Source organism: Streptomyces sp. NPDC017246 (assembly GCF_044331325.1).
Classification (GTDB): Bacteria; Actinomycetota; Actinomycetes; order Streptomycetales; family Streptomycetaceae; genus Streptomyces.
Genome location: NZ_JBIRMW010000001.1, coordinates 842,006 through 865,487, shown reverse-complemented (window position 1 = coordinate 865,487; position 23,482 = coordinate 842,006). Strand labels below are relative to the sequence as shown.

Here is a 23,482-nt window from a genome sequence, read left to right as displayed (position 1 = left end):
CGCGACTTCGGTACCGTCCCGGGCCGCTCATGCCCGCACGGCGCCCCCGGCTGCGTACATTGCCGCTATGACTCGCACGGACCGGCAGCGCTGGCTGCTCCCCTCCCACCTGGTCGCACCGGGCGGGAGCGGGGCGGCCCGGCCCCGCCGTACCGTCCGCGACTGGATCGTGGACATCTCGCTCTTCCTGCTCGCGGCCTTCGTCGGCCTCATCGCCGCCGACACCAGCGCGGAGTACACCAGCGAGACCGTCACCCTCGTCGACCAGCTCCTCGGCGCCGCCGCCTGCTGCGCCCTCTGGCTGCGCCGCCGCTGGCCCACCGGACTCGCCATCGCCCTCTCGCTGCTGAACGTCGTGGCCCCGGTCGCCGCGGGCGCCCTCCTCGCGAGTCTGTTCAGCGTCGCCGTCCGCCGCCCCTTCCGCGAGGTCGCCTGGATCGGGGCGCTCGCCGTCGCCGCGTCCACCGTGCAGGCCTTCGTTCGGCCCGACCCCACCACCAACACCGGGCTCTCCATCGGCCTCGGCTTCATCCTCATCCTGCTCGTCACCGCCTGGGGCATGCTCGTCCGCTCCCGCCGCCAGCTCGTCGAGGCCCTCAGGGAACGCGCCCGCCGCGCCGAGGCCGAGGCCGAACTGCGCGCCGCCCAGGCCCAGCGGCTCGCCCGCGAGGCCATCGCCCGCGAGATGCACGACGTCCTCGCCCACCGCCTGACCCTGCTCAGCGTGCACGCCGGCGCCCTGGAGTTCCGCCCCGACGCCCCGCCCGAGCAGGTCGCCCGCGCCGCCGGGGTCATCCGCGACAGCGCCCACGAAGCTCTCCAGGACCTCCGCGAGATCATCGGCGTCCTGCGCGCACCCGGCGAGAACGGCGACGGCGGAGACCGGCCCCAGCCCACCCTCGCCACCCTCGACGCGCTCATCGACGAGTCCCGCGAGGCCGGGGCGGAGGTCGTCCTCGACACCACCGTGGACGACCCGTCGGCCGTGCCCGCCGCCACCGGCCGCACCGTCTACCGCATCGCCCAGGAGGGCCTCACCAACGCCCGCAAACACGCCCCCGGCACCACGGTCACCGTCACCGTCCGCGGCCGCCCCGGCGAGGGCCTCACCGTCGACATCCACAATCCGGCGCCCGCCGGAGCGGTCCCGCACGTCCCCGGCTCCGGCCAGGGCCTCATCGGACTCACCGAGCGCGCCGCGCTCGCCGGCGGCCGGATGGAGCACGGACCCGCCCCCGACGGCGGATTCGCGCTGCACGCCTGGCTACCGTGGCCCCCATGACCATCCGGCTGCTCATCGTCGACGACGACCCCCTGGTCCGCGCGGGCCTCACCCTCATGCTCGGCGGCGCCGAGGACCTGGAGATCGTCGGCGAGGGCGCCGACGGCCGCGAGGTCCCCGAACTCGTCGCCCGTCACGCCCCCGACGTCGTCCTCATGGACATCCGCATGCCCCAGGTGGACGGGCTCACCGCCACCGAACGCCTCCGTGCCGAACCCGGCGCCCCCGAGGTCGTCGTCCTCACCACCTTCCACGCCGACGAGCAGGTGCTGCGCGCCCTGCGCGCGGGCGCCGCCGGATTCGTCCTCAAGGACACCCCGCCGGCCGAGATCGTCGCCGCCGTACGCCGGGTCGCCGCCGGGGACCCGGTGCTCTCCCCGGCCGTCACCCGTCAGCTCATGACCCATGTCGCCGGGCAGCCGGAACAGACCCCGCGCACGGCGGCCGGCGGCCGGCTGGCCGAACTCGCGGGCCGTGAGCGGGAGGTGGCGATCGCCGTGGGCCGAGGTCTGTCCAACGCCGAGATCGCCGCCGGGCTGTACATGAGCGTGCCGACGGTCAAGACCCATGTCTCGCGCGTGCTCGCCAAACTCGGCCTCAACAACCGCGTCCAGATCGCCCTCCTCGTCCACGACGCGGGGCTCCTGGAGGAGGACGACCAGAACTGACGGCCGCGGGCCGGGCCGACGAGGGCCGGAGCCGACGGGCGCCGACGAGAGCCGACGAGGCCGACCGGAGTCGACAGAAGCCGCCTAGAACCGGCGAGCGCCGACCCGGACGGCTTCGGGCCGGTCGGCTAGGCTGACTCGATGTCCGTCATCGAACTGGGGGAGTACGGCGCGGACTTCACCGCGAACCCGTACCCCTTCTACGCGAAGCTCCGTGAGTCCGGCCCCGTCCACGAGGCGCGGATGCCCGACGGCTACCGGTTCTGGCTGATCGTCGGCCACGACGAGGGGCGCGCGGCGCTCGCCGACCCGCGGTTCGCCAAGTCCCCGTCCGTGATCGGCGTCCGGCCGCCGGAGGAGGACATCATCGGCGTCCACCTCCTCGGGGCCGACGCCCCCGACCACACCCGGCTGCGCCGCCTGGTCACGGGCGAGTTCACCGGCCGCCGGGTGGAGGGCCTGCGCCCCCGCATCGAGCGGCTCACCGCCGAACTCGCCGACGCGATGGAGCCCGCGGGCCGCGCCGATCTCGTCGACGCCTTCGCGTACCCGCTGCCGATCACCGTCATCTGCGAGCTCCTCGGCGTCCCCGCCGAGGACCGCGACACCTTCCGCCGCTGGTCGACCGAGCTCGTCACCCCGGGCGACGAGCGGGCCATGGCCGAGGCCATGGAGGGCTTCGCCGGGTACCTCGACGAACTCATCGAGGACAAGCGGGCCGCGGGCCCCGCCGACGACCTGCTCTCCGGGCTCCTCGCGGCCCGTGCCGAGGACGGCGACCGGCTCTCCGGTCCCGAACTGCGGGCCATGGCCTATCTGCTGCTCATCGCGGGCCACGAGACCACCGTCAACCTGATCGCCAACACCGTCCGCAACCTGCTCACCCATCCCGAGCAGCTCGCCGCCCTCCGCGCCGACCCGAGCCTGCTGGACGGGGCGATCGAGGAGTCCCTGCGGTACGACGGGCCGGTGGAGACCGGTACCTTCCGCTTCACCCGGGAAGCCGTCACCCTCGGCGGCACCGAGATCCCGGCGGGGCAGAGCGTCCTCGTCGCCATCGGGGCCCTCGACCGCGATCCGGCCCGCTTCCCCGAACCTGACCGCTTCGACATCCGCCGGGACACCCGCGGCCACCTGGCCTTCGGGCACGGCATCCACTACTGCCTGGGCGCCCCGCTGGCCCGTCTGGAGGGCCGGATCGCGCTCCGTACGCTCCTGGACCGCTTCCCCCGGCTGGAGCTCGACCCCGAGGGCGAGCCCTGGGAGTGGCTCCCCGGCCTCCTCATGCGCGGGGTCCGGCACCTGCCCGTCCGGTGGTGAACGGGAGGGGTGCTGTCCTGCGGTGAAGGGGAGGGGCGTCGTCGGGTGGTGGGCCGGGGGAGTCGTCAGGGGCCGTCGTCCGGTGGTGGGCCGGGGGAGTCGTCAGGGAGCGTCGTCCAGCCGTACCGGACGCCGCTCCCGGCGCGAGGTCTCGCAGGCGTCGGCGATCCGGAGCGCCGCCAGGGCCTCCCGGCCGTCGCAGGGATTGGCCGCCTCGCCGCTGACCAGCCGTACGAAGGTGTCGAGCTCCGCCTCGTACGCGGGGCCGAACCGCTCCAGGAACCCGGGCCAGGGCTTTCCCGGCGCGGCCGGTCCCTGCGGTTCCACCGAGGTCAGCGGGGTGCGGTCGTCCAGGCCCACCGTGATCTGGTCCCGGTCGCCCGCCAGCTCCATCCGGACGTCGTACCCGGCGCCGTTGCAGCGGGTCGCCGTCGCCGTGACCAGCGTGCCGTCGTCCAGGGTGAGCAGAGCGGCGGCCGACGACACGTCCCCCGCCTCCCGGAACATCGCGGGGCCGGCGTCCGAGCCCGTCGCGTACACCTCCACGATCTCCCGCCCGGTCACCCAGCGCACGATGTCGAAGTCGTGCACCAGACAGTCCCGGAAGAGACCGCCGGAGAGCGGCAGGTACGCGGCCGGCGGCGGCTCCGGGTCGGAGGTCGCCGCCCGTACGGTGTGCAGCCGGCCGAGGCGCCCCGAGCGCACGGCCTCGCGCGCCGCCCGGTACCCCGCGTCGAAGCGCCGCATGAAGCCGAGCTGGAGCTCCGTCCCCGCCTGCGCCACCGCCGCGAGCGCGGCCCGCGTCCGCGGCACGTCCAGGGCGATCGGCTTCTCGCAGAAGGCCGGGAGCCCGGCGCCCGCCGCGCGGGCGATCAGCTCCGCGTGCGCGGCCGTCGCCGAGGCGATCACCACGGCGTCCAGGGCGTGTCCGAACAGCGCCGTCACATCCGGCGCCGCCTCCGCCCCGAGCGCTCCCGCGACCCCGGCCGCCCGGGTGGCGTCCACATCCGCCACGACCAGCGACTCGACCTCCGGGTGGCGGGCCAGCACCCCCGCGTGGAAGCTCCCGATCCGTCCCGTTCCGATGAGTCCGATGCGCATGGCCCCACCGTGGAGCGGTCCGTCCCCGGTGTCAAGGATTTGTCAGGACAACCGGACGTCACGACTTCCCGTCATCAGCGCACCGGGCTACGCTCCCCCCGTGTCCAAGCAGTCCGGCTCCTGCCTGCCCCCGCTCTCCGTGGACCGCACCAGCCCGGTCCCGCTCTACTACCAGCTGGCCCAGCAGCTGGAGAGCGCCGTGGAGAAGGGGACGCTGACCCCGGGCACCCTCCTCGGCAACGAGATCGACCTCGCCACCCGTCTCGGCCTCTCCCGGCCCACCGTCCGCCAGGCCATCCAGACCCTCGTCGACAAGGGCCTCCTGGTCCGTCGCCGGGGCGTCGGCACCCAGGTGGTGCACTCCACGGTCCGCCGGCCGCTGGAACTGAGCAGCCTCTACGACGACCTGGACGCGGCCGGGCAGCTCCCCGCCACCCGAGTCCTGGTCAACCGCCTCGAAGCCGCCACCGGACCCGTCGCCGCCGCCCTCGCCGTACCCGAGGGAAGCGAGGTCCTCTACCTCGAACGGCTCCGTACCGCGCACGGGGAGCCCATCGCGTACCTGCGCAACCACCTGCCGGCCGGACTCGTGGACCCCGACACCGAGCGCCTGGAGACCACCGGCCTCTACCGGATGCTCCGCTCCGCAGCGCTCACCCTGCACAGCGCCCGTCAGGCTGTCGGCGCCCGCGCCGCGACCGCCGCCGAGGCGGCACTGCTCGACGAGCGGGAGGGCGCCCCGCTGCTGACGATGGAGCGCGTCACCTTCGACGACACCGGCCGCGCCGTCGAGTACGGCTCCCACCTCTACCGGGCCGCCCGCTACTCCTTCGACTTCCAGCTGATGGTCCGTCCGTAGCCGGTGCACACCGGCGAAGCGGCCGGACACCCGCCCCCTGACAAGCGCCACGACCCGCATGACCGATACTGCAATGCACGACTGCAATGCACGCAGAAGGACACAAAGGAGGGCACGGCCTCGTGACCAGGCTTCGGACAGGAGGGGTACGCGCCGCAGTCGGCGCCGTGCTCGCGCTCGCGCTCACAGCGGCGCTCGCCGGGTGTAGCAGCACCGGCGGAAAGCGGGCGGAGGACGCCCGCAAGGCCGCCGAGGCCCAGGGCAGGGCGGCCGTCGACACCCCCCGCTGGACCGTCGCCATGGTGACCCACTCGGGTGACGGCGACACCTTCTGGGACATCGTCCAGAAGGGCGCCAAGCAGGCCGCCGTCAAGGACAACATCAACTTCCTCTACGCCCACAGCGACGAGGCGCAGCAGCAGGCGCAGCTGATCGACTCGTACGTCGCCAAGGGCGTCGACGGACTGATCGTCACCCTCGCCAAGCCCGACGCCATGAAGGCCGCCGTCGAGAAGGCCGTCAAGGCGGGCATCCCGGTGATCACCGTGAACTCGGGCGCCGAGCAGTCCAAGGCCTACGGGGCGCTCACCCACATCGGCCAGGACGAGACCGTCGCCGGTGAGGCCGTCGGCGAGGAGCTCGACAAGCGCGGCAAGAAGAAGGCGCTCTGCGTCCTGCACGAGCAGGGCAACGTCGGCCACGAGCAGCGCTGCGCCGGTACGAAGAAGACCTTCGGCGGCGAGCTGGTCAACCTCTACGTCGACGGCACCAACATGCCCGACGTCAAGGCGTCCATCGAGGCCAAGCTCCAGTCCGACAAGGACGTGGACGCCGTCGTCACCCTTGGCGCGCCCTTCGCCGACGCCGCCGTCCAGGCCGCCAGGAGCGCCGGGAGCAAGGCCGAGATCGACACCTTCGACCTCAACGCCAAGGTCGCGGCCGCCCTCCGGGCCGGCACCCTCGGCTTCGCCGTCGACCAGCAGCCCTACCTCCAGGGCTACGAGGCCGTCGACCTGATCTGGCTGTACCGCTACAACGCCAATGTCCTCGGCGGCGGCAAGCCGGTCCTCACCGGCCCGCAGATCATCACCAAGGACGACGCCGCGAAGCTCGTCGAGTACGCGGAGCGTGGCACCCGATGAGCTCCACCGCACCGGCGTCCGGGCCGTCGGGCATCGACCACGTCGACGAGCGGCTCCTGCGCACCACCCCGCTCAAGAAGCTCCTCGCCCGGCCCGAGCTCGGCTCGGTCGTCGGCGCGATCGCCGTCTTCGTCTTCTTCTCGGTGGTCGCCGACAGCTTCCTGAAGCCCTCCAGCCTCGGGACCGTGCTCTACGCGGCCTCCACCATCGGCATCATGGCGGTCCCCGTCGCGCTGCTGATGATCGGCGGCGAGTTCGACCTGTCCGCCGGTGTCATGGTCACCAGCTCGGCCCTGATCTCCTCGATGTTCAGCTACCAGATGACGGCGAACGTCTGGGTCGGCGTCGGTGTCTCGCTGCTCGTCACCCTGGCGATCGGCGTCTTCAACGGCTTCATGCTGACCCGTACCAAGCTGCCCAGCTTCATCATCACGCTCGGCACCTTCCTCATGCTGACCGGTCTGAACCTGGGCCTCACCAAGCTGATCAGCGGCACCGTCTCCACCAAGACCATCGCCGACATGGAGGGCTTCTCCTCCGCCCGCAAGCTCTTCGCCTCGCAGCTGACCATCGGCGGCGTCGAGTTCAAGGTCACCATCCTGTGGTGGTTCGGCCTGGTCGCGCTGGCCACCTGGATCCTGCTCCGCACCCGCTTCGGCAACTGGATCTTCGCGGTCGGCGGCGGCGCCGACGCGGCCCGCGCGGTCGGCGTCCCCGTCTACCGGACGAAGATCGGCCTCTACATGGCGGTGGCGTTCTGCGCCTGGATCTCCGGCCAGCACCTGCTCTTCTCCTTCGACGTCGTCCAGTCGGGCGAAGGCGTCGGGAACGAGCTGATCTACATCATCGCGGCCGTCATCGGCGGCTGTCTGATCACCGGCGGATACGGCTCCGCCATCGGCTCGGCGGTCGGCGCCCTCATCTTCGGCATGACCAGCAAGGGCATCGTGTACGCCGAGTGGAACCCGGACTGGTTCAAGTTCTTCCTGGGAGCGATGCTCCTCCTGGCGACCCTGCTGAACGCCTGGATCCGCAAGCGCGTGGAGGCCACCAAGTGACGAACGGGACCGCGCCGCTGGTCGAGCTCGACGACGTCAGCAAGTACTACGGCAACATCCGCGCCCTCGAAGGGGTCTCCCTGGAGGTCCGCTCCGGCGAGATCTCCTGCGTCCTCGGCGACAACGGCGCGGGCAAGTCCACTCTCATCAAGATCGTCGCCGGGCTCCACAAGCACGACGCCGGCACCTTCCGCATCGAGGGCGAGGAGGTCACCCTCGCCAACCCGCGCGACGCCCTCGACCGGGGCATCGCCACCGTCTACCAGGACCTCGCCGTGGTCCCCCTGATGCCGGTCTGGCGGAACTTCTTCCTCGGCTCCGAGCCCACCAGGGGCTCCGGCCCCTTCAAGCGGCTCGACGTCGGTCTGATGCGGGACACCACGCGGGAGGCGCTGCTCCGCATGGGCATCGACCTGCGCGACGTCGACCAGCCGATCGGCACCCTCTCCGGCGGCGAGCGCCAGTGCGTGGCCATCGCCCGCGCGGTCCACTTCGGCGCCAAGGTCCTCGTCCTCGACGAGCCGACCGCCGCGCTCGGCGTCAAGCAGTCCGGCGTCGTCCTGAAGTACGTGGCCGCCGCCCGGGACCAGGGTCTCGGCGTGGTCCTCATCACCCACAACCCGCACCACGCCTATCTCGTCGGCGACCGCTTCGTGCTCCTCAAGCGCGGAGTGATGGCCGGCAGCCACACCAAGGGCTCCGTGACACTCGACGAGTTGACCCGGCAGATGGCCGGCGGCACCGAGCTGGAGGACCTCCGCTACGAACTGGAGCGGCCCTCCACGTCGTAGCCGGCGGCCCCGGCCCCGGCCACGATGTAACGGCCCCTTCACACCGCACCTGGCAGAATCGGAGCCGATGAGTACCTACCGTGACCTCGCGCACCGGGGCTCCGCCCGCGGCACCGTGCTGCGGACCGTCGGCACCCGGGAGCGGCGCTCCCACCTGACGGCGCCCCGGGTGCCGACCGTCGGCATCGACATCGGCGGTACGAAGGTGATGGCCGGAGTCGTCGACGCCGACGGCAACATCCTGGAGAAGCTCCGCACGGAGACCCCCGACAAGTCCAAGAGCCCCAAGGTCGTCGAGGACACCATCGTCGAGCTGGTCCTGGACCTCTCCGACCGGCACGATGTGCACGCCGTCGGCATCGGCGCGGCCGGCTGGGTCGACGCCGAGCGTGCGACCGTGCTCTTCGCCCCGCACCTCGCCTGGCGCAACGAGCCCCTCCGTGACGCCCTCCAGGGCCGCCTCGCCGTCCCCGTCATGGTCGACAACGACGCCAACACCGCCGCCTGGGCCGAATGGCGCTTCGGCGCCGGACGCGGCGAGGACCACCTGGTCATGATCACCCTCGGCACCGGCATCGGCGGCGCCATCCTGGAGGGCGGCCAGGTCAAGCGCGGCAGGTACGGGGTGGCCGGCGAGTTCGGCCATATGCAGGTCGTCCCCGGCGGACACCGCTGCCCCTGCGGCAACCGCGGCTGCTGGGAGCAGTACAGCTCCGGGAACGCGCTGGTCCGCGAGGCCCGCGAGCTGGCCGCCGCGGACTCCCCGGTCGCGTACGGGCTCATCGAACGGGTCAAGGGGAACGTCCCCGAGATCACCGGACCGCTCATCACCGAGCTCGCCCGCGAGGGCGACGCCATGTGCGTGGAGCTGCTCCAGGACATCGGCCAGTGGCTAGGCGTCGGCATCGCCAACCTCGCCGCCGCCCTCGACCCCTCCTGCTTCGTCATCGGCGGTGGTGTCTCGGCCGCCGACGACCTGCTCATCGGCCCCGCGAGGGACTCCTTCCGCCGCCACCTCACCGGCCGCGGCTACCGTCCCGAGGCCCGCATCACCCGCGCCCAGCTCGGCCCCGAGGCCGGGATGGTCGGCGCCGCCGATCTCGCCCGGCTCGTCGCCCGCCGCTTCCGCCGCGCCAACCGGCGCCGGGTGGAGCGGTACGAACGGTACGAGCGCTACGCCCAGGCCCTGCGCAACGGGACCTCGGGCCGGGCCGCCCGTACCCCCGAGGATCCGCCTTCATGACCGTGCCCCACCAGTCCGCCCCTCCGCGCCCCCCGCAGGACAAGCTGCCCGAGGACCGGCGGCACATGATCCGCCGCCGCTGGCTGACGGCGATCATCATCGTCCTGCTCGTGGGGATCCCGGCCGGCTATCTCGTCATCTCCGCCGGCCAGAGCCGCGACAGCGGCCGCGACAAGGAACGCGAGTCCTCGGCGGCCGGCCTCCAGGACAACCTGCCCTCGCTCATGAAGCGCCGGGTCTTCGAGGTCCCGATCCCCGGCGGCGCCTGGGACGTGGCGTACTACGAGACCAGCAACTGGAAGACGAGCCGGCTGTACGTGCAGTTCACGACGACCGCCACCGGCCTCGACGCCTTCCTGGCGGAGTCCGGCACCGGCCGTTCGGCCCTCACTCCGGGCCGGATCACCGTCGGCGAGCGCGATGCCGACATCGCCGGCTGGACCTTCGCCGACGGGATGACCTGGGCGGGCACGACGGTGAGGCGCGAGGAGCCGCGCCCGACGACGGACCTCACGGTCGATCTCACCGACCCGGCGTTCCCCCGGGTGTACGCGGTGTCGGCGACGAGCCCCTGACCCGCGGCGTCCTGCCTCCGACGGAGCGGGCGACCGAGCGATCGAGCGCCGACCGGCCCCTGCCGGTCAGGCGCTCTTCTCCATGCCCGGGCGCAGCCGGGCGAGCAGGGTGTAGAGGGTCGCGCTCTCGTCCGCGTCGAGGGTGTCGAGGGCTCCGCTGGTGGCCTGCATCTCCTCGCGGACGCGACGGATGATGTCCCGGCCCTCGTCGGTCGCCACGACGTTCTTGACGCGGCGGTCGGAGGGGTCGGGCTCGCGGCGGACCAGGGAGCGGGCCTCCAGGCGGTCGACGATGCCGGTGACGTTGGACGCGTCGCACACCAGCAGGGTGGCGAGGGCGCGCATCGGCAGGGGGCCGTTGAGCTGAGCGAGGACCTTCGCCTGGGTGGAGGTCAGACCGTGGTGGGCCGCGGCGGCCGCGAAGTCGCGCCACTGCGCCGTGCCGATGGCGGCGAGGAGCTCCAGCAGCTGGAGCTTGGTGGGGGTCTGGGAAGTCGTCGCGCTCATGGGTCGAGCGTACTCAGAACACTTGACATTATCAATTGTTTACTTGACCACCTCAAGCATCCGGGTCTACCGTCGGCGAAGTACTTGATGACATCAAACATCGACGATCTGAAGCAGTGACGCTCCGAAGCGCCGACGTTGCCGAAGCACTGAAAAGGCCTGCCCTGCCATGAGCCACACCCCCGCGCCGACCACCGCCGATCCCCGGCGCGAGACGCGCATCGTCTTCGCCCTGAGCCTGGCCGCCATGGTCGTGTCGATGATGCAGACCCTGCCCGTCCCGATCCTCGGCCTCATCCGCTCCGACCTCGGCACCTCGACCGCCAACGTGAGCTGGGTGACCACCGCGACGCTGCTCTCCGCGGCCGTCTTCACCCCGCTGCTCGGCCGGTTCGGCGACCAGCACGGCAAGAAGCCCACCCTCGTCGCCGTGCTCGGCGTCATGGTCGCCGGCTCCGTGGTCGCCGCCCTCGCGACCTCGCTGCCCCTGCTGATCCTCGGCCGCGTCCTCCAGGGCGCCGCCACCGCGATCTTCCCGCTCGCCCTGTCCGTCCTGCGCGAGGAGGTCCGGCCGCAGCGACTGCCCGGCGCGATGTCGCTGGTCAGCGGCACCCTCGCCTTCGGCAGCGGCCTCGCGCTCGTCGCGACCGGCCTGCTCACCTCCGGCTCCGACGCCGACTACCGCAGCGCCTTCTGGATGGCGACCGGCTTCGCCGCGCTCGCCCTGCTCGCGGTCGTCCTCCTCGTCCCCGCGACCCGCCACAAGACCGGCGGCCGCACCGACTTCCTCGGCGCGCTGACCCTCGGCCTCACCCTGCTGCTGCTCCTGCTGCCCATCTCGCAGGGCCACGAGTGGGGCTGGACCTCGGCCCGCACGCTCGGCAGCTTCGCGGCGGCGGCCGTCATGACGGTGGTCTGGGTCCTCACCGAGCTCAAGGTCCGCGAACCCCTCGTCGACATGAAGATGTTCGTGCACCGGCCGGTCCTCATGGCCAACCTGGCCGGCATCCTCGTCGGCTTCGGCATGTTCGCGAACTTCCTGGGCGTCTCCTACCTCGTCCAGATGCCCGAGGCCCTCACCGGCTACGGCTTCGACGCGTCCATCCTCCGCGCCTCCGTGCAGTTCCTGCTGCCCGGCGCCATCGTCTCGCTGCTCGCCTCCCCGATCGGCGGCCAGCTGGTCCGTCACCGCGGCCCCCGTACTGCCCTCGCCCTGGCCGCCGGCCTCGGCGCCGTGGGCTTCGCCTGGCTCGGCCTCGACCACGGCCACACGGCGTCCGTGATCGGCGCGGGCATCGTCGTCGGCGCGGCCGTCAGCTTCGGTTACGCGGCCATGCCGGCCGTCATCATGGCGAGCGTCCCGCACCACCAGAGCGGCATCGCCAACGGCATCAACTCCATCTCCCGCTCCACGGGCAGCGCGATCGGCAGCGCGGTCGTCACCACGATCCTCGCCTCGCAGACCCTGGAGCACCTCCCCGCCGGAGTCCCGCCGCTCCCGGCCGAGTCCGGATTCACCCTCACCTTCTGGATCGGGGCCACGGCCTTCGCCCTCGTGGCGGCGATCGCGGGCCTGGGCCTGCGCACCCGCCCGGCCGCGTCCACGACGCCGGCCCCGGCCCCCGCCGCGGCCGTCCCGGAGAAGGTGACCGCCGGCTAGGGACCTGCCGGACGACGAAGCCCCGCCGGGCAACATGAGCTCCGGTGGGGCTTCGTGCGATATCGGCACGCGAAGGCGAATCCCTTTTACCGGCAATCGAATACGCTGCTCCTTCTTCGAATGACCGGAATCGGTGACGGCCTTGAAAGGGCCGGAAGAATGCGGGATTTCATAAGTCCACACTCGGTGTGGCGCTCCTCCGTCGACTCTCCCGCCAACTGCGTTGGCGCGTTTGTGACATGAAGGCGATCCGCCACGGTCAGCCCGTTGCCCCGCTCCGCGCAGAGCCGGAAAGTGAATGCCGAATGCGGCAAGTACTTATTTCTCGCGACGAGTAGGAGACGCTCATGCATCCACCGTTCTCTTTTCGCGGCGAATCCGGCTTCCCCCACCTCCCTCCGCCTCACCCTGCCCGATTCGGTCCGCGACGACCTCCTCCGGGCCGCCGACGGAACCCGGGCGAACGTGCCCCTGACGCTGGTGACCGGCGACAAGGTGCACCTCGCTGTCAGCAAGGACCGGCGACCGGTCGTCCGTGAGATCGAGCCCGCGGCGCGGCCCGGGAACGCACCGGTCGTCGACGATCTGAGCGCACATATCCTCAGCCTGTTGGTGACCGGCCTCACCGACCAGGCGATCGCCACCCAACTGCGCGCCTCCCTGCGGACGGTGCAACGGCGGATCCGCCACTTGATGGACACCGCCCACGTCCAGAACCGCATGCAGCCGGGCTTCCACACGGCACGCCTGGGCCGGCTGGAGGACCAGCGGGACGCGAAGCCTCCCGGCCCGGGCGCACCGGCACCCGGCGACGGCGACGTCCTGTCCGCGGGATAGCGTCCGGAGCCCGACCGCGCGAGGGGGCTCCGCGCCCGCTCGCTCGTTCGGAGCAGCAGAACGATCGCTCCCGGACCGACGGCCGGACGATGAGCCCATGAGCCAGAACACCGCACCCCGCCCGCCCCGCGCCACTTCCGGCGGCACAGGGGTCTCCGGCGGAACCCTGCTCGCCGGTGTCCTCATGGTGGTCATCGGCGTCCTGGACGTCCTCCAGGGCATCGCCGCCATCGCCGAGGACGACGTCTACGCCCGCGTCGGCGACTACGTCTACAAGTTCAACCTGACCGCCTGGGGCTGGACCCACGTCGTCCTCGGCATCCTCGTCGGCCTCGCCGGCGCCGGGATCCTCAAGGGCTCCGAGTGGGGGCGGATGGGCGGCATCACGCTGGCCTCCCTGAACGCCGTCGCCCAGTTCCTCTTCCTGCCCTACCACCCCGCGTGGGCACTCTTCTCGATGGCCGTCTCGATCCTCGTGATCTGGGCGCTGGCCACGGACGACACGTCCTTCCGGAAGAGCCGCGCGGAGTGACCGCCCGTGTCCGTCCCGAGTGCTCGCCACCGGGGACGGACACGAACCGGCGGACGGCCCGTGCGAGCTCAGCGGAACGTGGCCGCGTTCTCCCGGGCCCACTGCGCGAACGTGCGCGCCGGGCGTCCCGTCACCTTCTCGACCACCCCGTTCGGGGTGTTGTACGCGGCCGGCGGGTCGGCGAACACCTCCAGCTGGAAGTCGATCATGTGCTCCGGCACGCCCTGCTTCCGCATCGCCGCCCGCGCCTCGTCCGGTGTCAGCTCCGCGAACTCCACCTGCCGCCCGGCCGCGGTGCCCAGTGCGGCGATCTTCTCGCGCAGCGAGATCCGCTCGGGACCGGTCAGCAGGTACTCCGCGCCCGCGTGCCCCTCGTTCAGCAGCGCGGTCGCGGCCACCGCGCCGATGTCCCCCTCGTGCACCATCGCGGTACGTGAGTCCCCGTACGGCCGCTCGATCCGCCCGGCGCGCACCTCGTCCGCCCACTCCAGGGCGTTGGCCATGATCTCGGTCGGCGCCACCAGGGTCCACGCGAGGCCCGACGCCCGTACGGCCGGCTCCAGCGTCGACTCCGACCAGCCGGCCAGCATCGTGACCCGGCGGACTCCCGCGGCCTCGATCGTCGCCGACAGCTCCCCGCCGTTCTGCAGCGGTGCGTAGCCGTCGCCCCCGAAGTTGATCAGGTGTACGGCGCTCACGCCGCGCAGCGCGGACTCCAAGGACGACGCGTCGGTGAGGTCACCCCCGACGACCTCCACTCCGGGACCGAACGTCGCCGCCCCGGGCCGCCGGGTCAGCGCCCGCACCGGCGCACCGGCCTCCCGCAGCGCCGCCACGACCTGTCGCCCGACCGTGCCGGTCGCGCCCGCCACCAGAATCGTCATGCCCGTCTCCCCGCATCGTTCGTGGCCGGTCTCCCCGGCCACGAACCCACGTTGACACCCCATGCGGACAGGTAGCGTCCGCATGGGCGATCCGCCGGAGAACCACCGGAGCGTGCGCCCCGGCGCACTGCCACCCGGAAGTGCCACCGACCGAACAGACGTCGCTTTCTCGTTTCTGCCGCCCCGTTCGAGTGCACCGGCCGTCCTGGTGCCCCGGCACGGTCCCGGCGGAGCGGTTGACTCTCGGCAGCACCCGACGTCCGCGACACCGGCGGCGTCAGCCGTGTCGCGGAAGCCAAGAGGCGGTCCGGTCATGCGGGTCCGCTTCCCGGCGGACCTCTCGATCCCGGCGCGTACGACCGTCGACATCTGTCTCGTGCTCAAGGAGCCCACCCTCGCGGTCGACTTCTCGGCGGAGATCTCCGGTGAGACGGGCGTGGAGGGCTGTCTCGGTGTCATCGCCAAGAGCATCATGACGAACGCGGCCTTCCTCGGGGAGAAGGTGTTCGCGGGTGCCACCCGTAACGAGGACACCGGGGAGCACGAGCTGTACGTGACCAAGCCGTACCTCGAGAACGGCATGCTCGTCGTCCACTTCGCCACGTCCGCGTAGACCCCCTCGTCAACCCGTCCCCGTCCTCCCGGGCCGTGCCCGGGAGGCCCTCCCACCCGGCCCGACCCGCACAGCCGTGGCCCCGGTCACCCGGGCGGCGGCGAGAGATGAGAGGGTCGGGCGGGTGAGTGAGACACCGACGAACACCCTTCAATACCGGCTCGACGGGCGAGAGGACGCTCCGGTCCTCGTTCTGGGGCCCTCGCTGGGGACGACCTGGCACATGTGGGATCGGCAGATACCCGAGCTCACCAGGGACTGGCGGGTCGTCCGTTTCGACCTTCCCGGGCACGGCGGCGCCCCCGCCGAGCCCTTCACCTCCGTCGCCGAGCTCGGCGACCGGCTGCTCGCCACCCTCGACGCGATCGGCGTCCAGCGCTTCGGGTACGCGGGCTGCTCCCTCGGCGGGGCCGTCGGTCTCGACCTGGCCCTGCGCGCGCCCCACCGGGTCGCCTCCCTCGCCATGGTCGCCACCTCGCCGCGGTTCGGCAGCGCCGACGAGTTCCGCCAGCGCGGTGTCATCGTCCGCGCCAACGGCCTGGAGCCGATGGCGCGCACCGCCCCCGAGCAGTGGTTCACCTCGGTGTTCGCCGGGGCGCAGCCCGCGATCGTGGACTGGGCCGTCCAGATGGTCCGGACGACCGACCCCGCCTGCTACATCGCCGCCTGCGAGGCCCTCGCCGTCTTCGACGTCCGGGAGGCCCTCGACCGGATCGGCATCCCGGCCCTCGTCCTCGTCGGCTCCGAGGACCAGGTCACCGGCCCCGCCGAGGCCCGCACGCTGGTCGCCGGCATCGCCGACGCCCGGCTCGCCGTCGTCCCCGGCGCCTCGCACCTGGCCCCCGTGGAGCAGCCGGCCGCCGTCACCGACCTGCTCATCGAGCACTTCGCCGGGACCGCCCCGGACACCAGCGGCTCGCTGACCGTGCCGCCGCTGCCCGCGGCCCCGGTGCCCCCGGTCGAGCCGGTCCCGGCCGCCGAGCCCACCGAGGCCGGACGCCCCGACCCGTACGAGAAGGGGCTCGGGCTGCGCCGTGAGGTCCTCGGCGACGCCCATGTCGACCAGGCGCTCGCCGCCGACGCCGACGGCGCCTTCCAGGACCTGGTCACCCGGTACGCCTGGGGCGAGGTCTGGAGCCGGGAAGGTCTCGACCGGCGCACCCGCAGCGTCGTCACCCTTACCGCCCTCATCGCCGGAGGCCACCGCGAGGCCCTCGCCGACCACACCCGCGCGGCCCTCCGCAACGGTCTGTCGGCCGATGAACTGCGCGAGATCGTGCTCCACGCGGGCGTGTACTGCGGCTTCCCCGCCGCCGAGACCGCGCTGCGCGTCGTGGCCCGCGTCGTCGAGGAGGAGACGACACCTCCGGCGTAGGACGGTGTCCCCGGCGTAATCTGGGGTCCGTGAAGCTGACGAAGAAGTCCCACGCCTGCGTGCGTCTCGAGAAGGACGGGCGGACGCTCGTCCTCGACCCCGGCATGTTCACCGAGGAGGACGCGGTCGTGGGGGCCGACGTCCTGCTCGTCACGCACGAGCATCCCGACCACTTCGACGAGAGCCGGCTGCGGGCGGCCCTCGAGGCCAACCCGGCCGCCGAGATCTGGACGCTGCGCAGTGTCGCCGACCAGCTCTCGGCGGCCTTCCCCGGCCGGGTCCACACCGTCGGGCACGGCGACACCTTCACTGCGGCCGGTTTCGAGGTCCAGGTGCACGGCGAGCTGCACGCGGTGATCCACCCGGACATCCCGCGCGTCACCAACGTCGGCTATCTCGTCGACGGCGCCGTCTTCCATCCCGGCGACGCGCTCACCGTGCCCGACCACCCCGTGGACACGCTGCTGCTCCCCGTCATGGCCCCCTGGAACAAGATCTCCGAGGTCATCGACTACGTCCGCGAGCTCAAGCCGCGGCGGGCCTACGACATCCACGACGCCCTGCTGACGGATCTCGCCCGGCCCATCTACGACCGCCAGATCGGCGCGCTCGGCGGCACCGACCACGGCCGGCTCGCGCCCGGGGCGTCCGCCGAGCTCTGAGCCGGGCGGGCGGCAGCCCGGCGAGGCACCGATTGTCGGACCCCGCACGTAGGCTTGCGACCATGCGCATCGCCACCTGGAACGTCAATTCGATCACCGCCCGACTGCCCCGGCTCCTGGCCTGGCTGGAGAGCAGCGGCACGGACGTGCTGTGCATCCAGGAGACCAAGTGCACCGCCGAGCAGTTCCCCACCGAGGAGCTGCGCGCCCTGGGGTACGAGTCCGTGGTCAACGCCACGGGCCGGTGGAACGGCGTGGCGCTGGTCTCCCGCGTCGGCCTCGCGGACGTGGTCACCGGTCTGCCCGGCGGCCCGGAGTACGACGGGGCCGAGGAGCCCCGGGCGATCTCGGCGACCTGCGGCCCGGTCCGCGTCTGGTCGGTGTACGTGCCGAACGGCCGGGAGATCGCCCACGAGCACTACGCGTACAAGCTGCGCTGGCTGGAGGCGCTGAAGGGGGCCGTCGCCGAGGACGCGGCGGGGGAGCGTCCCTTCGCGGTCCTCGGTGACTACAACATCGCGCCGACCGACGACGACGTGTGGGACATCGGCGTCTTCGAGGGCGCCACGCATGTGACGGAGCCGGAGCGGGCCGCGCTCGCCGGCCTCCGGGAGACCGGTCTGGGTGATGTCGTCCCGCGCCCCCTCAAGTACGACCACCCCTTCACGTACTGGGACTACCGCCAGCTCTGCTTCCCGAAGAACAAGGGCATGCGCATCGACCTGGTCTACGGCAACAAGCCCTTCGCCGAGGCGGTCACGGACAGCTTCGTGGACCGCGAGGAGCGCAAGGGCAAGGGCGCCTCGGACCATGCGCCCGTCGTCGTCGACCTCGACGTGTAGCCCCCCCGGCCGGGTGCGCGGGGCCCGGTGGCGGGCGCGCGTCACGACCCCGGCGGCGGAAACGATCTCCGCGCGCCGGGTGGTCGACCGGGAGGTGGCGGTGCGAGGGTGTTCGGATGAACATCCCGTTTCTGGACAACTGGCGCAAGCGGCATGAGCCCGAACCGGCCGGTTCCCCGCTGGCCGCGGCCTTCGACCGCGACCCCGAGGGAGTGGCCGCGTTGCTCGCCGAGTGCGAGCTGCTGCGCGCCCGTGTCGCGGAGTCCGGGGTGGCGCTCGACGACACCCCGCGCTCCCTCCAGGAGCTCGACCAGCTGCCGCCCCGCTGGCGCGACGATCCGGAGGAGCTGCCCTGGGTCGGGAACGACGCCGGGCTCTACCTCGGCACCGTGATCGTCCGGAACGTGCCGGGCGCCCGCTGGCAGGTGTGGCCGGGCGGCGGTCCGGTGGTCCGACTGGCCTCCGGCCGGGAGATCCAGGTCGTCGAGGCCGGTCTCGACTGGGCGATGACGGGCTCCCCGGAGCTCTCCCGGGTGTACGCCGAGGCCGCCGAGTACTGAGTCCCTCACCCCCCTCGGGCAGGCTCCGTACCACCGCCTCCGCCACCCTTTTGCAGTAAATACGGCTTATTCCTGTTTCATGCGTGTCGGGTGTGAAGTCCCTTTTCTGATGGATAGTTTGCGCTGACCCGACTACCGCCGAGAAATGGGGCAGGGCAGCGTATGGCCGTCGCCGATCCGCTGATCGAACTGCGTGGCGTCAACAAGCACTACGGCACGTTGCACGTCCTCCAGTCCATCGATCTCACCGTCGGCCGGGGGGAGGTCGTCGTCGTCATCGGCCCGTCGGGATCCGGGAAGTCCACCCTCTGCCGGGCGATGAACCGCCTGGAGCGCGTCGAGTCGGGCGAGATCGTCATCGACGGACAGCCGCTCCCCGAGGAGGGCAAGGCGCTCGCCCGGCTGCGCGCCGAGGTCGGCATGGTCTTCCAGTCGTTCAACCTCTTCGCGCACAAGACCGTCCTCGCCAACGTCTCCCTCGCGCAGATCAAGGTCCGCAAGCGCAAGAAGGGCGAGGCGGACCGGCGCTCGCGCGAACTCCTCGACCGGGTCGGACTCGCCGCACACGCCGACAAGTACCCGGCCCAGCTCTCCGGCGGCCAGCAGCAGCGCGTGGCCATCGCCCGCGCCCTCGCCATGGACCCCAAGGCGCTCCTCTTCGACGAGCCGACCTCGGCCCTCGACCCCGAGATGATCAACGAGGTCCTGGAGGTCATGCAGCAACTCGCCCACGAGGGAATGACGATGGTGGTCGTCACCCACGAGATGGGCTTCGCCCGCTCGGCCGCCAACCGGGTCGTCTTCATGGCCGACGGGAAGATCGTCGAGGACCGCGCGCCGGAGGACTTCTTCACCGCCCCGCGCAGCGAGCGCGCCAAGGACTTCCTCTCCAAGATCCTCAAGCACTGAGCGGGGTGGGAACCATGCAGCGCACGCACCGCACCCCTGCCGCGCTCGTCCTGCTGCTCGCCGCGACGGCGGTGCTCGGCGGCTGCGGCCGGGAGGGCAGCCCGCCCGTCAAGGGTCCGCAGCCCGGCCAACTCCCCGTCTACCAGGTCCAGTCGAACTTCACCCTGCCCGACTCTCCCACCTGGGAACGGGCGAAGAAGCGCGGGCATCTTGTCGTCGGAGCCAAGGAGGACCAGCCCTACATGGGCGAGCGGGACCCCGCCACCGGCCGCTACTCCGGCTTCGACATCGAGATCGCCAAGATGATGGCGGCCTCCCTCGGCTTCGACCCGGCCGGCATCTCCTTCCGCACGATCGCCTCGGCCAACCGCGAAACCGCCCTGCAGAACGGGCAGATCGACTACTACGTCGGCACGTACACCATCAACGACAACCGCAAGAAGCTCGTCGGCTTCGCCGGGCCCTACTACCTGGCGGGCCAGTCCCTCCTGGTGCGCGCCGACGAGCACGACATCCAGGGGCCCCAGGACCTGGCGGGCAAGCGCGTCTGCTCGGCCGCCGGCTCCACCCCGTACCAGCGGATCGAGAAGGACTACCCGAAGGCCGAACTCGTCGCCTACGACACGTACTCCGCCTGCGTGGACAACCTGCTGACCTATCAGGTCGACGCGGTCACCACCGACGACACGATCCTCCTGGGCTACGCGGCCAAGGTCCCCGAGGAGCTCAAGGTCGTCGGCAAGCCGTTCTCCGAGGAGCCGTACGGCATCGGTGTCCCGCGCGACGACAACGCCCTGCGCTTCGCGCTCGACGACGCCCTCGTCGCCCACGAGAAGAACGGCGACTGGAAGAAGGCCTACGACGCCACCCTCGGCCTCTCCGGGGTCCCCGCCCCGACACCGCCCGCCATCGACCGCTACCCGGCGAGCTGACCGGAGGAACCTCCCGACATGGACGTCCTGACCGAAAACTTCTCGCTCTACGGCGAAGGATTCCTCGGAACCGTCGAACTCACCGTCTACGCGTCCGCGTTGGCCCTCGTCCTGGGCTTCCTCATGGCCTCGTTCCGGGTCGCGCCCGTGGGCTCCTTCCGGGTCTTCGGCACGGTCTGGGTCACCGTGCTGCGCAACACCCCGCTGACACTGCTCTTCTTCGCCGTCATGCTGGGCCTGCCCCGGTTCGGACTCGTGCTGCCCTTCGAGGTGTTCGCGGTCCTCGCGCTCGGCTGCTACACCTCCGCGTTCATCTGCGAGGCGCTGCGCTCCGGCATCAACACCGTGCCGCGCGGACAGGGCGAGGCGGCCCGCAGTCTCGGTATGACCTTCACCCAGACCCTCGGCACGGTCGTCCTGCCCCAGGCCTTCCGTACGGTCATCCCGCCGATCGGCTCCACCCTGATCGCCCTCGCCAAGAACTCCGCGATCGCCGGCGCGTTCAGCGTCACCGAACTCCTCGGCACCTACAAGACCTTGAGCGAACTCGGCTACAACATCGTCTGGACCTTCGTCTGGATCGCCGTCGGATACCTCATCATCACCCTCACCATCAGCGCCCTCTTCCACGTCATGGAGAAGCGCTGGGGAGTCGCCCGATGACCGAGTCCACCGCCCTCTACGACATCCCGGGGCCGCAGGCCCGGCGGCGCCATCTCCTCTACGGCCTCGCCTCCACCGCGGTGCTCCTCGCGCTCCTCGGCTGGATCCTCTATCTCCTCTTCGACAACGACCAGTTCACCTCCACCAAGTGGTCGCCCTTCCTCTACGAGGGCATCCAGGAGCTGCTGCTCGAAGGGCTCGGCAACACCCTCAAGGCCTTCGCCTACGCCTCGGTGCTCTCGCTGGCACTCGGCGCCGTCCTCGCCGCCGGCCGCCTCTCCGAACACCGGGTGCTGCGCTGGGTCTCGACGCTGCTCGTCGAGTTCTTCCGCGCCATGCCGGTCCTCGTGATGATCTTCTTCATCTTCGTGGCGCTCAAGGTGCAGCCGCTGCCCGCGCTCGTCGCCGGGCTGACCCTCTACAACGGCTCCGTGCTCGCCGAGGTCTTCCGCACCGGCGTCCACGCCGTCGCACGCGGCCAGGGCGAGGCCGCGTACGCGCTGGGCATGCGCAAGACCCAGGTCATGACCTACGTCCTGGTGCCGCAGGCCGTCCGGGCCATGCTGCCCGCCATCATCAGCCAGCTGGTGGTGGCCCTCAAGGACACCTCGCTCGGATTCCTCATCACCTACGAGGAGTTCCTGCACGCGGGCAAGCTGATCGCCTCGAACCTGGACTACGACCTGCCGTTCATCCCGGTCGTCATGGTGATCTCGCCGATCTACATCGGGATGTGCATGCTGCTCTCCTGGTTCGCCACCTGGGTGGCCCGCAGAGAGCGCCGCAGCCCGAAGACGAAGGCCACGGAGGTCGCTCCGGCCGAACCCCAGACGCTGCTGCCGGGACCGCAGTAGCGAGCGAGAGCCGCACCCGCCCGGCGGCAGCCGGTGATCACTCCTTCCGCAGCGGTACCGACACGTACGACGGGTCGGCCGAGGGGGAGGAGAAGGTCAGCTGCGCGCCGGTCGGGTTGTGCTCGATGTAGAGCGGGTCGACGGTGTCGACGACCAGGGCGAGCCGGTGCCCCGCCGGTACGTCGTACGCCGTGGAGAACAGCTCCAGGTCGACGCCGAACGGCTCCCCGGGGGTCCGGTCGTGGAAGGTGTACGGCGCGTTGCTGACCAGCTTGCCGATGCCGAGCGGGCCCACGTCGTAGAGGTACGCGACGAGGGTGCCGCTCTCCGCGGTGGAGGAGACCGTGGTGTGCACCTTCACCGTGCCGCGCACCCGCTGCGGGGTGGCGTACCGCTCGGACTGCCAGACGCCGGCGAAGGCGCGGGGGAGGAGGGGGACGGAGACGACGGGCGGGGTGCGGAGGAACTGGTCCAGGGCGTTGGTGAGCAGGGTGATGCCGCCGTCGGCGCCGGAGTCGATGTTCGCCCGGACCCGCTGCGTACCGCCGAGGTCGAACTTCCGCTGGTTCGCGTGCACGGACTTCCAGTCGGCGTAGCCCTCGTAGCCGCCGGTGGAGCGGGACTTGAGCTGGACCGGCTGCTCGCGGTCGATGCCGTTGTCTACGCCCTTGAGGTAGCGGTCGAACCAGCGGTGGGCGCTGGTCCAGGTGTCGTTCGGCAGTCCGAACAGGCCGGTGGCCTCGGCGGTGGCGTGGTCGCCGGGGCGGAACTCCAGACGCTTGGGGCCGGTGAGCTTCTCGAAGAAGCTCGCGTACTGGTTGGGCGGGAAGATGGTGTCGCCCCAGGCGTTGCCGAGCATGATGGCGGCGCCGTTGGCGTTGATCCGGTCCAGCTGCTCGACCGCGGAACGCTTGCGGCCCCAGGCGATCATGTCCTCCTCCTTGTCCAAGTGGGAGGAGAGGAAGTCGCCCAGGATCTGCTGGAGTTCGGGCCCGGGACGGCCGGTGAGGTAGCCGGCGCCGCCGAGCAGGGCGGCGGCCTGGAGGTGCTGTGTGCGGCCGCTGTAGATGGAGTCGATGAGGTCGGCCCAGCCGCTGAGAGCCGCGACGGCCTTGATCCGCGGGTCGTGGGCGGCGGCCAGGAGGCTGATCCCCGCTCCGTACGAGACGCCCGCCATGCCGATGTGGGCGGGGTCGGCGGCGGTGTGGGCGAGTGCCCAGTCGATCACCTTGGAGGCGTCGGCGATGTCCTTGGGGCCGGCCGTCTCGATCTCCCCGCCGGACTGCCAGAAGCCGCGGGAGTTGTAACTCACCACGATGTAACCGGAGTCCGCGAGCTTCTTGGCCTGGGCGAGGTACTCGATCTGGGGCATGGCCCAGCTGGTGGGCAGCACGATCAGGGGGTGGCGGGCGGCGCCGGCGGCGGCAGGGGTGACGACGTTGGCCTTGAGGACGGTGCCGCCCTCTCCGGCGATGTCGACGAAGCGGATGCCGGCGGACGTGGTCTCGCCGGTCTCTCCGGCCTCTCCGGCCTGGGCGGCGGGGGCGAGCCCGAGGGCCGTCCCGGCCACGAGTGCGGCCGAGACGGCGAGGGCCAGGGATGTGCGCACGGGT

Annotated in this window: 25 protein-coding genes; 21 read left to right on the top strand and 4 right to left on the bottom strand. The window is 71.6% G+C overall.

The window, feature by feature from the left end:
- Nucleotides 1–67 precede the first annotated feature (67 nt).
- The 3 genes from ACH4MY_RS03935 (at nt 68) to ACH4MY_RS03925 (ending at nt 3,270) form a co-directional block, all read left to right on the top strand.
- Nucleotides 68–1,282, top strand: coding sequence for a sensor histidine kinase (locus ACH4MY_RS03935; protein ID WP_397997045.1), 1,215 nt, complete (start codon nt 68–70; stop codon nt 1,280–1,282).
- Nucleotides 1,279–1,950 (top strand): response regulator, encoded by a 672-nt coding sequence (locus tag ACH4MY_RS03930; RefSeq protein ID WP_397997043.1) that lies wholly within the window; start codon nt 1,279–1,281, stop codon nt 1,948–1,950. The genes ACH4MY_RS03935 and ACH4MY_RS03930 overlap by 4 nt, the downstream gene beginning before the upstream one ends.
- A gap of 141 nt (nt 1,951–2,091) precedes the next feature.
- Nucleotides 2,092–3,270 (top strand): cytochrome P450, encoded by a 1,179-nt coding sequence (locus tag ACH4MY_RS03925; protein WP_397997040.1) that lies wholly within the window; start codon nt 2,092–2,094, stop codon nt 3,268–3,270.
- A gap of 102 nt (nt 3,271–3,372) precedes the next feature.
- Here the strand turns inward: ACH4MY_RS03925 and ACH4MY_RS03920 are convergent, their stop codons facing one another.
- A complete protein-coding gene (locus tag ACH4MY_RS03920; RefSeq protein ID WP_397997037.1) occupies nt 3,373–4,371 on the bottom strand; it encodes a Gfo/Idh/MocA family oxidoreductase in 999 nt (332 codons plus the stop codon).
- Between the two features lie 100 nt (nt 4,372–4,471).
- On the opposite strand from ACH4MY_RS03920, the gene ACH4MY_RS03915 reads away from it, so the two are divergent.
- The 6 genes from ACH4MY_RS03915 (at nt 4,472) to ACH4MY_RS03890 (ending at nt 10,039) form a co-directional block, all read left to right on the top strand.
- The gene (locus ACH4MY_RS03915) at nt 4,472–5,230 is read left to right on the top strand and encodes a GntR family transcriptional regulator (RefSeq protein ID WP_397997034.1); all 759 of its coding nucleotides are present in this window, start codon (nt 4,472–4,474) and stop codon (nt 5,228–5,230) included.
- A 122-nt stretch (nt 5,231–5,352) separates the two neighbouring features.
- Nucleotides 5,353–6,372 carry a sugar ABC transporter substrate-binding protein gene (locus tag ACH4MY_RS03910; RefSeq protein WP_397997031.1) on the top strand — a complete coding sequence of 340 codons (1,020 nt, stop codon included), beginning with the start codon at nt 5,353–5,355 and terminating at the stop codon, nt 6,370–6,372.
- Nucleotides 6,369–7,430 (top strand): ABC transporter permease, encoded by a 1,062-nt coding sequence (locus ACH4MY_RS03905; protein WP_397997028.1) that lies wholly within the window; start codon nt 6,369–6,371, stop codon nt 7,428–7,430. Before ACH4MY_RS03910 ends, ACH4MY_RS03905 begins: the two co-directional genes overlap by 4 nt.
- Nucleotides 7,397–8,221, top strand: a complete 825-nt coding sequence (locus ACH4MY_RS03900; protein ID WP_397997408.1) for an ATP-binding cassette domain-containing protein — start codon at nt 7,397–7,399, stop codon at nt 8,219–8,221. The genes ACH4MY_RS03905 and ACH4MY_RS03900 overlap by 34 nt, the downstream gene beginning before the upstream one ends.
- A gap of 67 nt (nt 8,222–8,288) precedes the next feature.
- Nucleotides 8,289–9,464, top strand: coding sequence for an ROK family glucokinase (locus tag ACH4MY_RS03895; protein ID WP_397997025.1), 1,176 nt, complete (start codon nt 8,289–8,291; stop codon nt 9,462–9,464).
- Nucleotides 9,461–10,039: a hypothetical protein gene (locus ACH4MY_RS03890; protein WP_397997023.1), complete on the top strand. Its 579-nt coding sequence runs from the start codon at nt 9,461–9,463 to the stop codon at nt 10,037–10,039. The genes ACH4MY_RS03895 and ACH4MY_RS03890 overlap by 4 nt, the downstream gene beginning before the upstream one ends.
- A gap of 66 nt (nt 10,040–10,105) precedes the next feature.
- Here ACH4MY_RS03890 and ACH4MY_RS03885 read toward each other — a convergent pair whose 3' ends face one another.
- On the bottom strand, nt 10,106–10,546 hold the full coding sequence (locus ACH4MY_RS03885) for a MarR family winged helix-turn-helix transcriptional regulator (RefSeq protein ID WP_397997021.1): 441 nt from the start codon (nt 10,544–10,546) through the stop codon (nt 10,106–10,108).
- Between the two features lie 169 nt (nt 10,547–10,715).
- Here ACH4MY_RS03885 and ACH4MY_RS03880 point away from each other — a divergent pair, with 169 nt between their 5' ends.
- The 3 genes from ACH4MY_RS03880 to ACH4MY_RS03870 all read left to right on the top strand — a co-directional run bounded on the left by ACH4MY_RS03880 (nt 10,716) and on the right by ACH4MY_RS03870 (nt 13,575).
- Nucleotides 10,716–12,206, top strand: coding sequence for an MFS transporter (locus tag ACH4MY_RS03880; RefSeq protein ID WP_397997018.1), 1,491 nt, complete (start codon nt 10,716–10,718; stop codon nt 12,204–12,206).
- Between the two features lie 465 nt (nt 12,207–12,671).
- A complete protein-coding gene (locus ACH4MY_RS03875) occupies nt 12,672–13,043 on the top strand; it encodes a hypothetical protein (protein ID WP_397997015.1) in 372 nt (123 codons plus the stop codon).
- 97 nt (nt 13,044–13,140) lie between these two features.
- Entirely contained in the window at nt 13,141–13,575 is a 435-nt protein-coding gene (locus tag ACH4MY_RS03870; RefSeq protein ID WP_397997013.1) for a hypothetical protein, read from the top strand.
- A 68-nt stretch (nt 13,576–13,643) separates the two neighbouring features.
- Here the strand turns inward: ACH4MY_RS03870 and ACH4MY_RS03865 are convergent, their stop codons facing one another.
- Entirely contained in the window at nt 13,644–14,459 is an 816-nt protein-coding gene (locus ACH4MY_RS03865; RefSeq protein WP_397997011.1) for an NmrA family NAD(P)-binding protein, read from the bottom strand.
- 313 nt (nt 14,460–14,772) lie between these two features.
- On the opposite strand from ACH4MY_RS03865, the gene ACH4MY_RS03860 reads away from it, so the two are divergent.
- The 9 genes from ACH4MY_RS03860 (at nt 14,773) to ACH4MY_RS03820 (ending at nt 21,869) form a co-directional block, all read left to right on the top strand.
- Nucleotides 14,773–15,072, top strand: a complete 300-nt coding sequence (locus ACH4MY_RS03860; protein WP_397997009.1) for a hypothetical protein — start codon at nt 14,773–14,775, stop codon at nt 15,070–15,072.
- Nucleotides 15,073–15,196: 124 nt separating this feature from the next.
- Nucleotides 15,197–16,447: an alpha/beta fold hydrolase gene (locus ACH4MY_RS03855; RefSeq protein ID WP_397997007.1), complete on the top strand. Its 1,251-nt coding sequence runs from the start codon at nt 15,197–15,199 to the stop codon at nt 16,445–16,447.
- A 29-nt stretch (nt 16,448–16,476) separates the two neighbouring features.
- Nucleotides 16,477–17,109, top strand: coding sequence for an MBL fold metallo-hydrolase (locus tag ACH4MY_RS03850; RefSeq protein ID WP_397997005.1), 633 nt, complete (start codon nt 16,477–16,479; stop codon nt 17,107–17,109).
- 62 nt (nt 17,110–17,171) lie between these two features.
- Complete coding sequence (locus tag ACH4MY_RS03845) at nt 17,172–17,951, top strand: exodeoxyribonuclease III (RefSeq protein ID WP_397997002.1); 780 nt, start codon at nt 17,172–17,174, stop codon at nt 17,949–17,951.
- 116 nt (nt 17,952–18,067) lie between these two features.
- Nucleotides 18,068–18,511: a DUF6278 family protein gene (locus ACH4MY_RS03840; protein ID WP_397997000.1), complete on the top strand. Its 444-nt coding sequence runs from the start codon at nt 18,068–18,070 to the stop codon at nt 18,509–18,511.
- 162 nt (nt 18,512–18,673) lie between these two features.
- Nucleotides 18,674–19,420 (top strand): amino acid ABC transporter ATP-binding protein, encoded by a 747-nt coding sequence (locus tag ACH4MY_RS03835; protein ID WP_397996997.1) that lies wholly within the window; start codon nt 18,674–18,676, stop codon nt 19,418–19,420.
- Between the two features lie 14 nt (nt 19,421–19,434).
- Entirely contained in the window at nt 19,435–20,352 is a 918-nt protein-coding gene (locus ACH4MY_RS03830; RefSeq protein WP_397996995.1) for a glutamate ABC transporter substrate-binding protein, read from the top strand.
- Nucleotides 20,353–20,370: 18 nt separating this feature from the next.
- The gene (locus ACH4MY_RS03825) at nt 20,371–21,015 is read left to right on the top strand and encodes an amino acid ABC transporter permease (protein WP_327164999.1); all 645 of its coding nucleotides are present in this window, start codon (nt 20,371–20,373) and stop codon (nt 21,013–21,015) included.
- On the top strand, nt 21,012–21,869 hold the full coding sequence (locus tag ACH4MY_RS03820; RefSeq protein WP_397996991.1) for an amino acid ABC transporter permease: 858 nt from the start codon (nt 21,012–21,014) through the stop codon (nt 21,867–21,869). Before ACH4MY_RS03825 ends, ACH4MY_RS03820 begins: the two co-directional genes overlap by 4 nt.
- Before the next feature lie 37 nt (nt 21,870–21,906).
- Here the strand turns inward: ACH4MY_RS03820 and ACH4MY_RS03815 are convergent, their stop codons facing one another.
- Nucleotides 21,907–23,478 carry an alpha/beta fold hydrolase gene (locus ACH4MY_RS03815; RefSeq protein ID WP_397996988.1) on the bottom strand — a complete coding sequence of 524 codons (1,572 nt, stop codon included), beginning with the start codon at nt 23,476–23,478 and terminating at the stop codon, nt 21,907–21,909.
- Nucleotides 23,479–23,482: the final 4 nt, after the last annotated feature.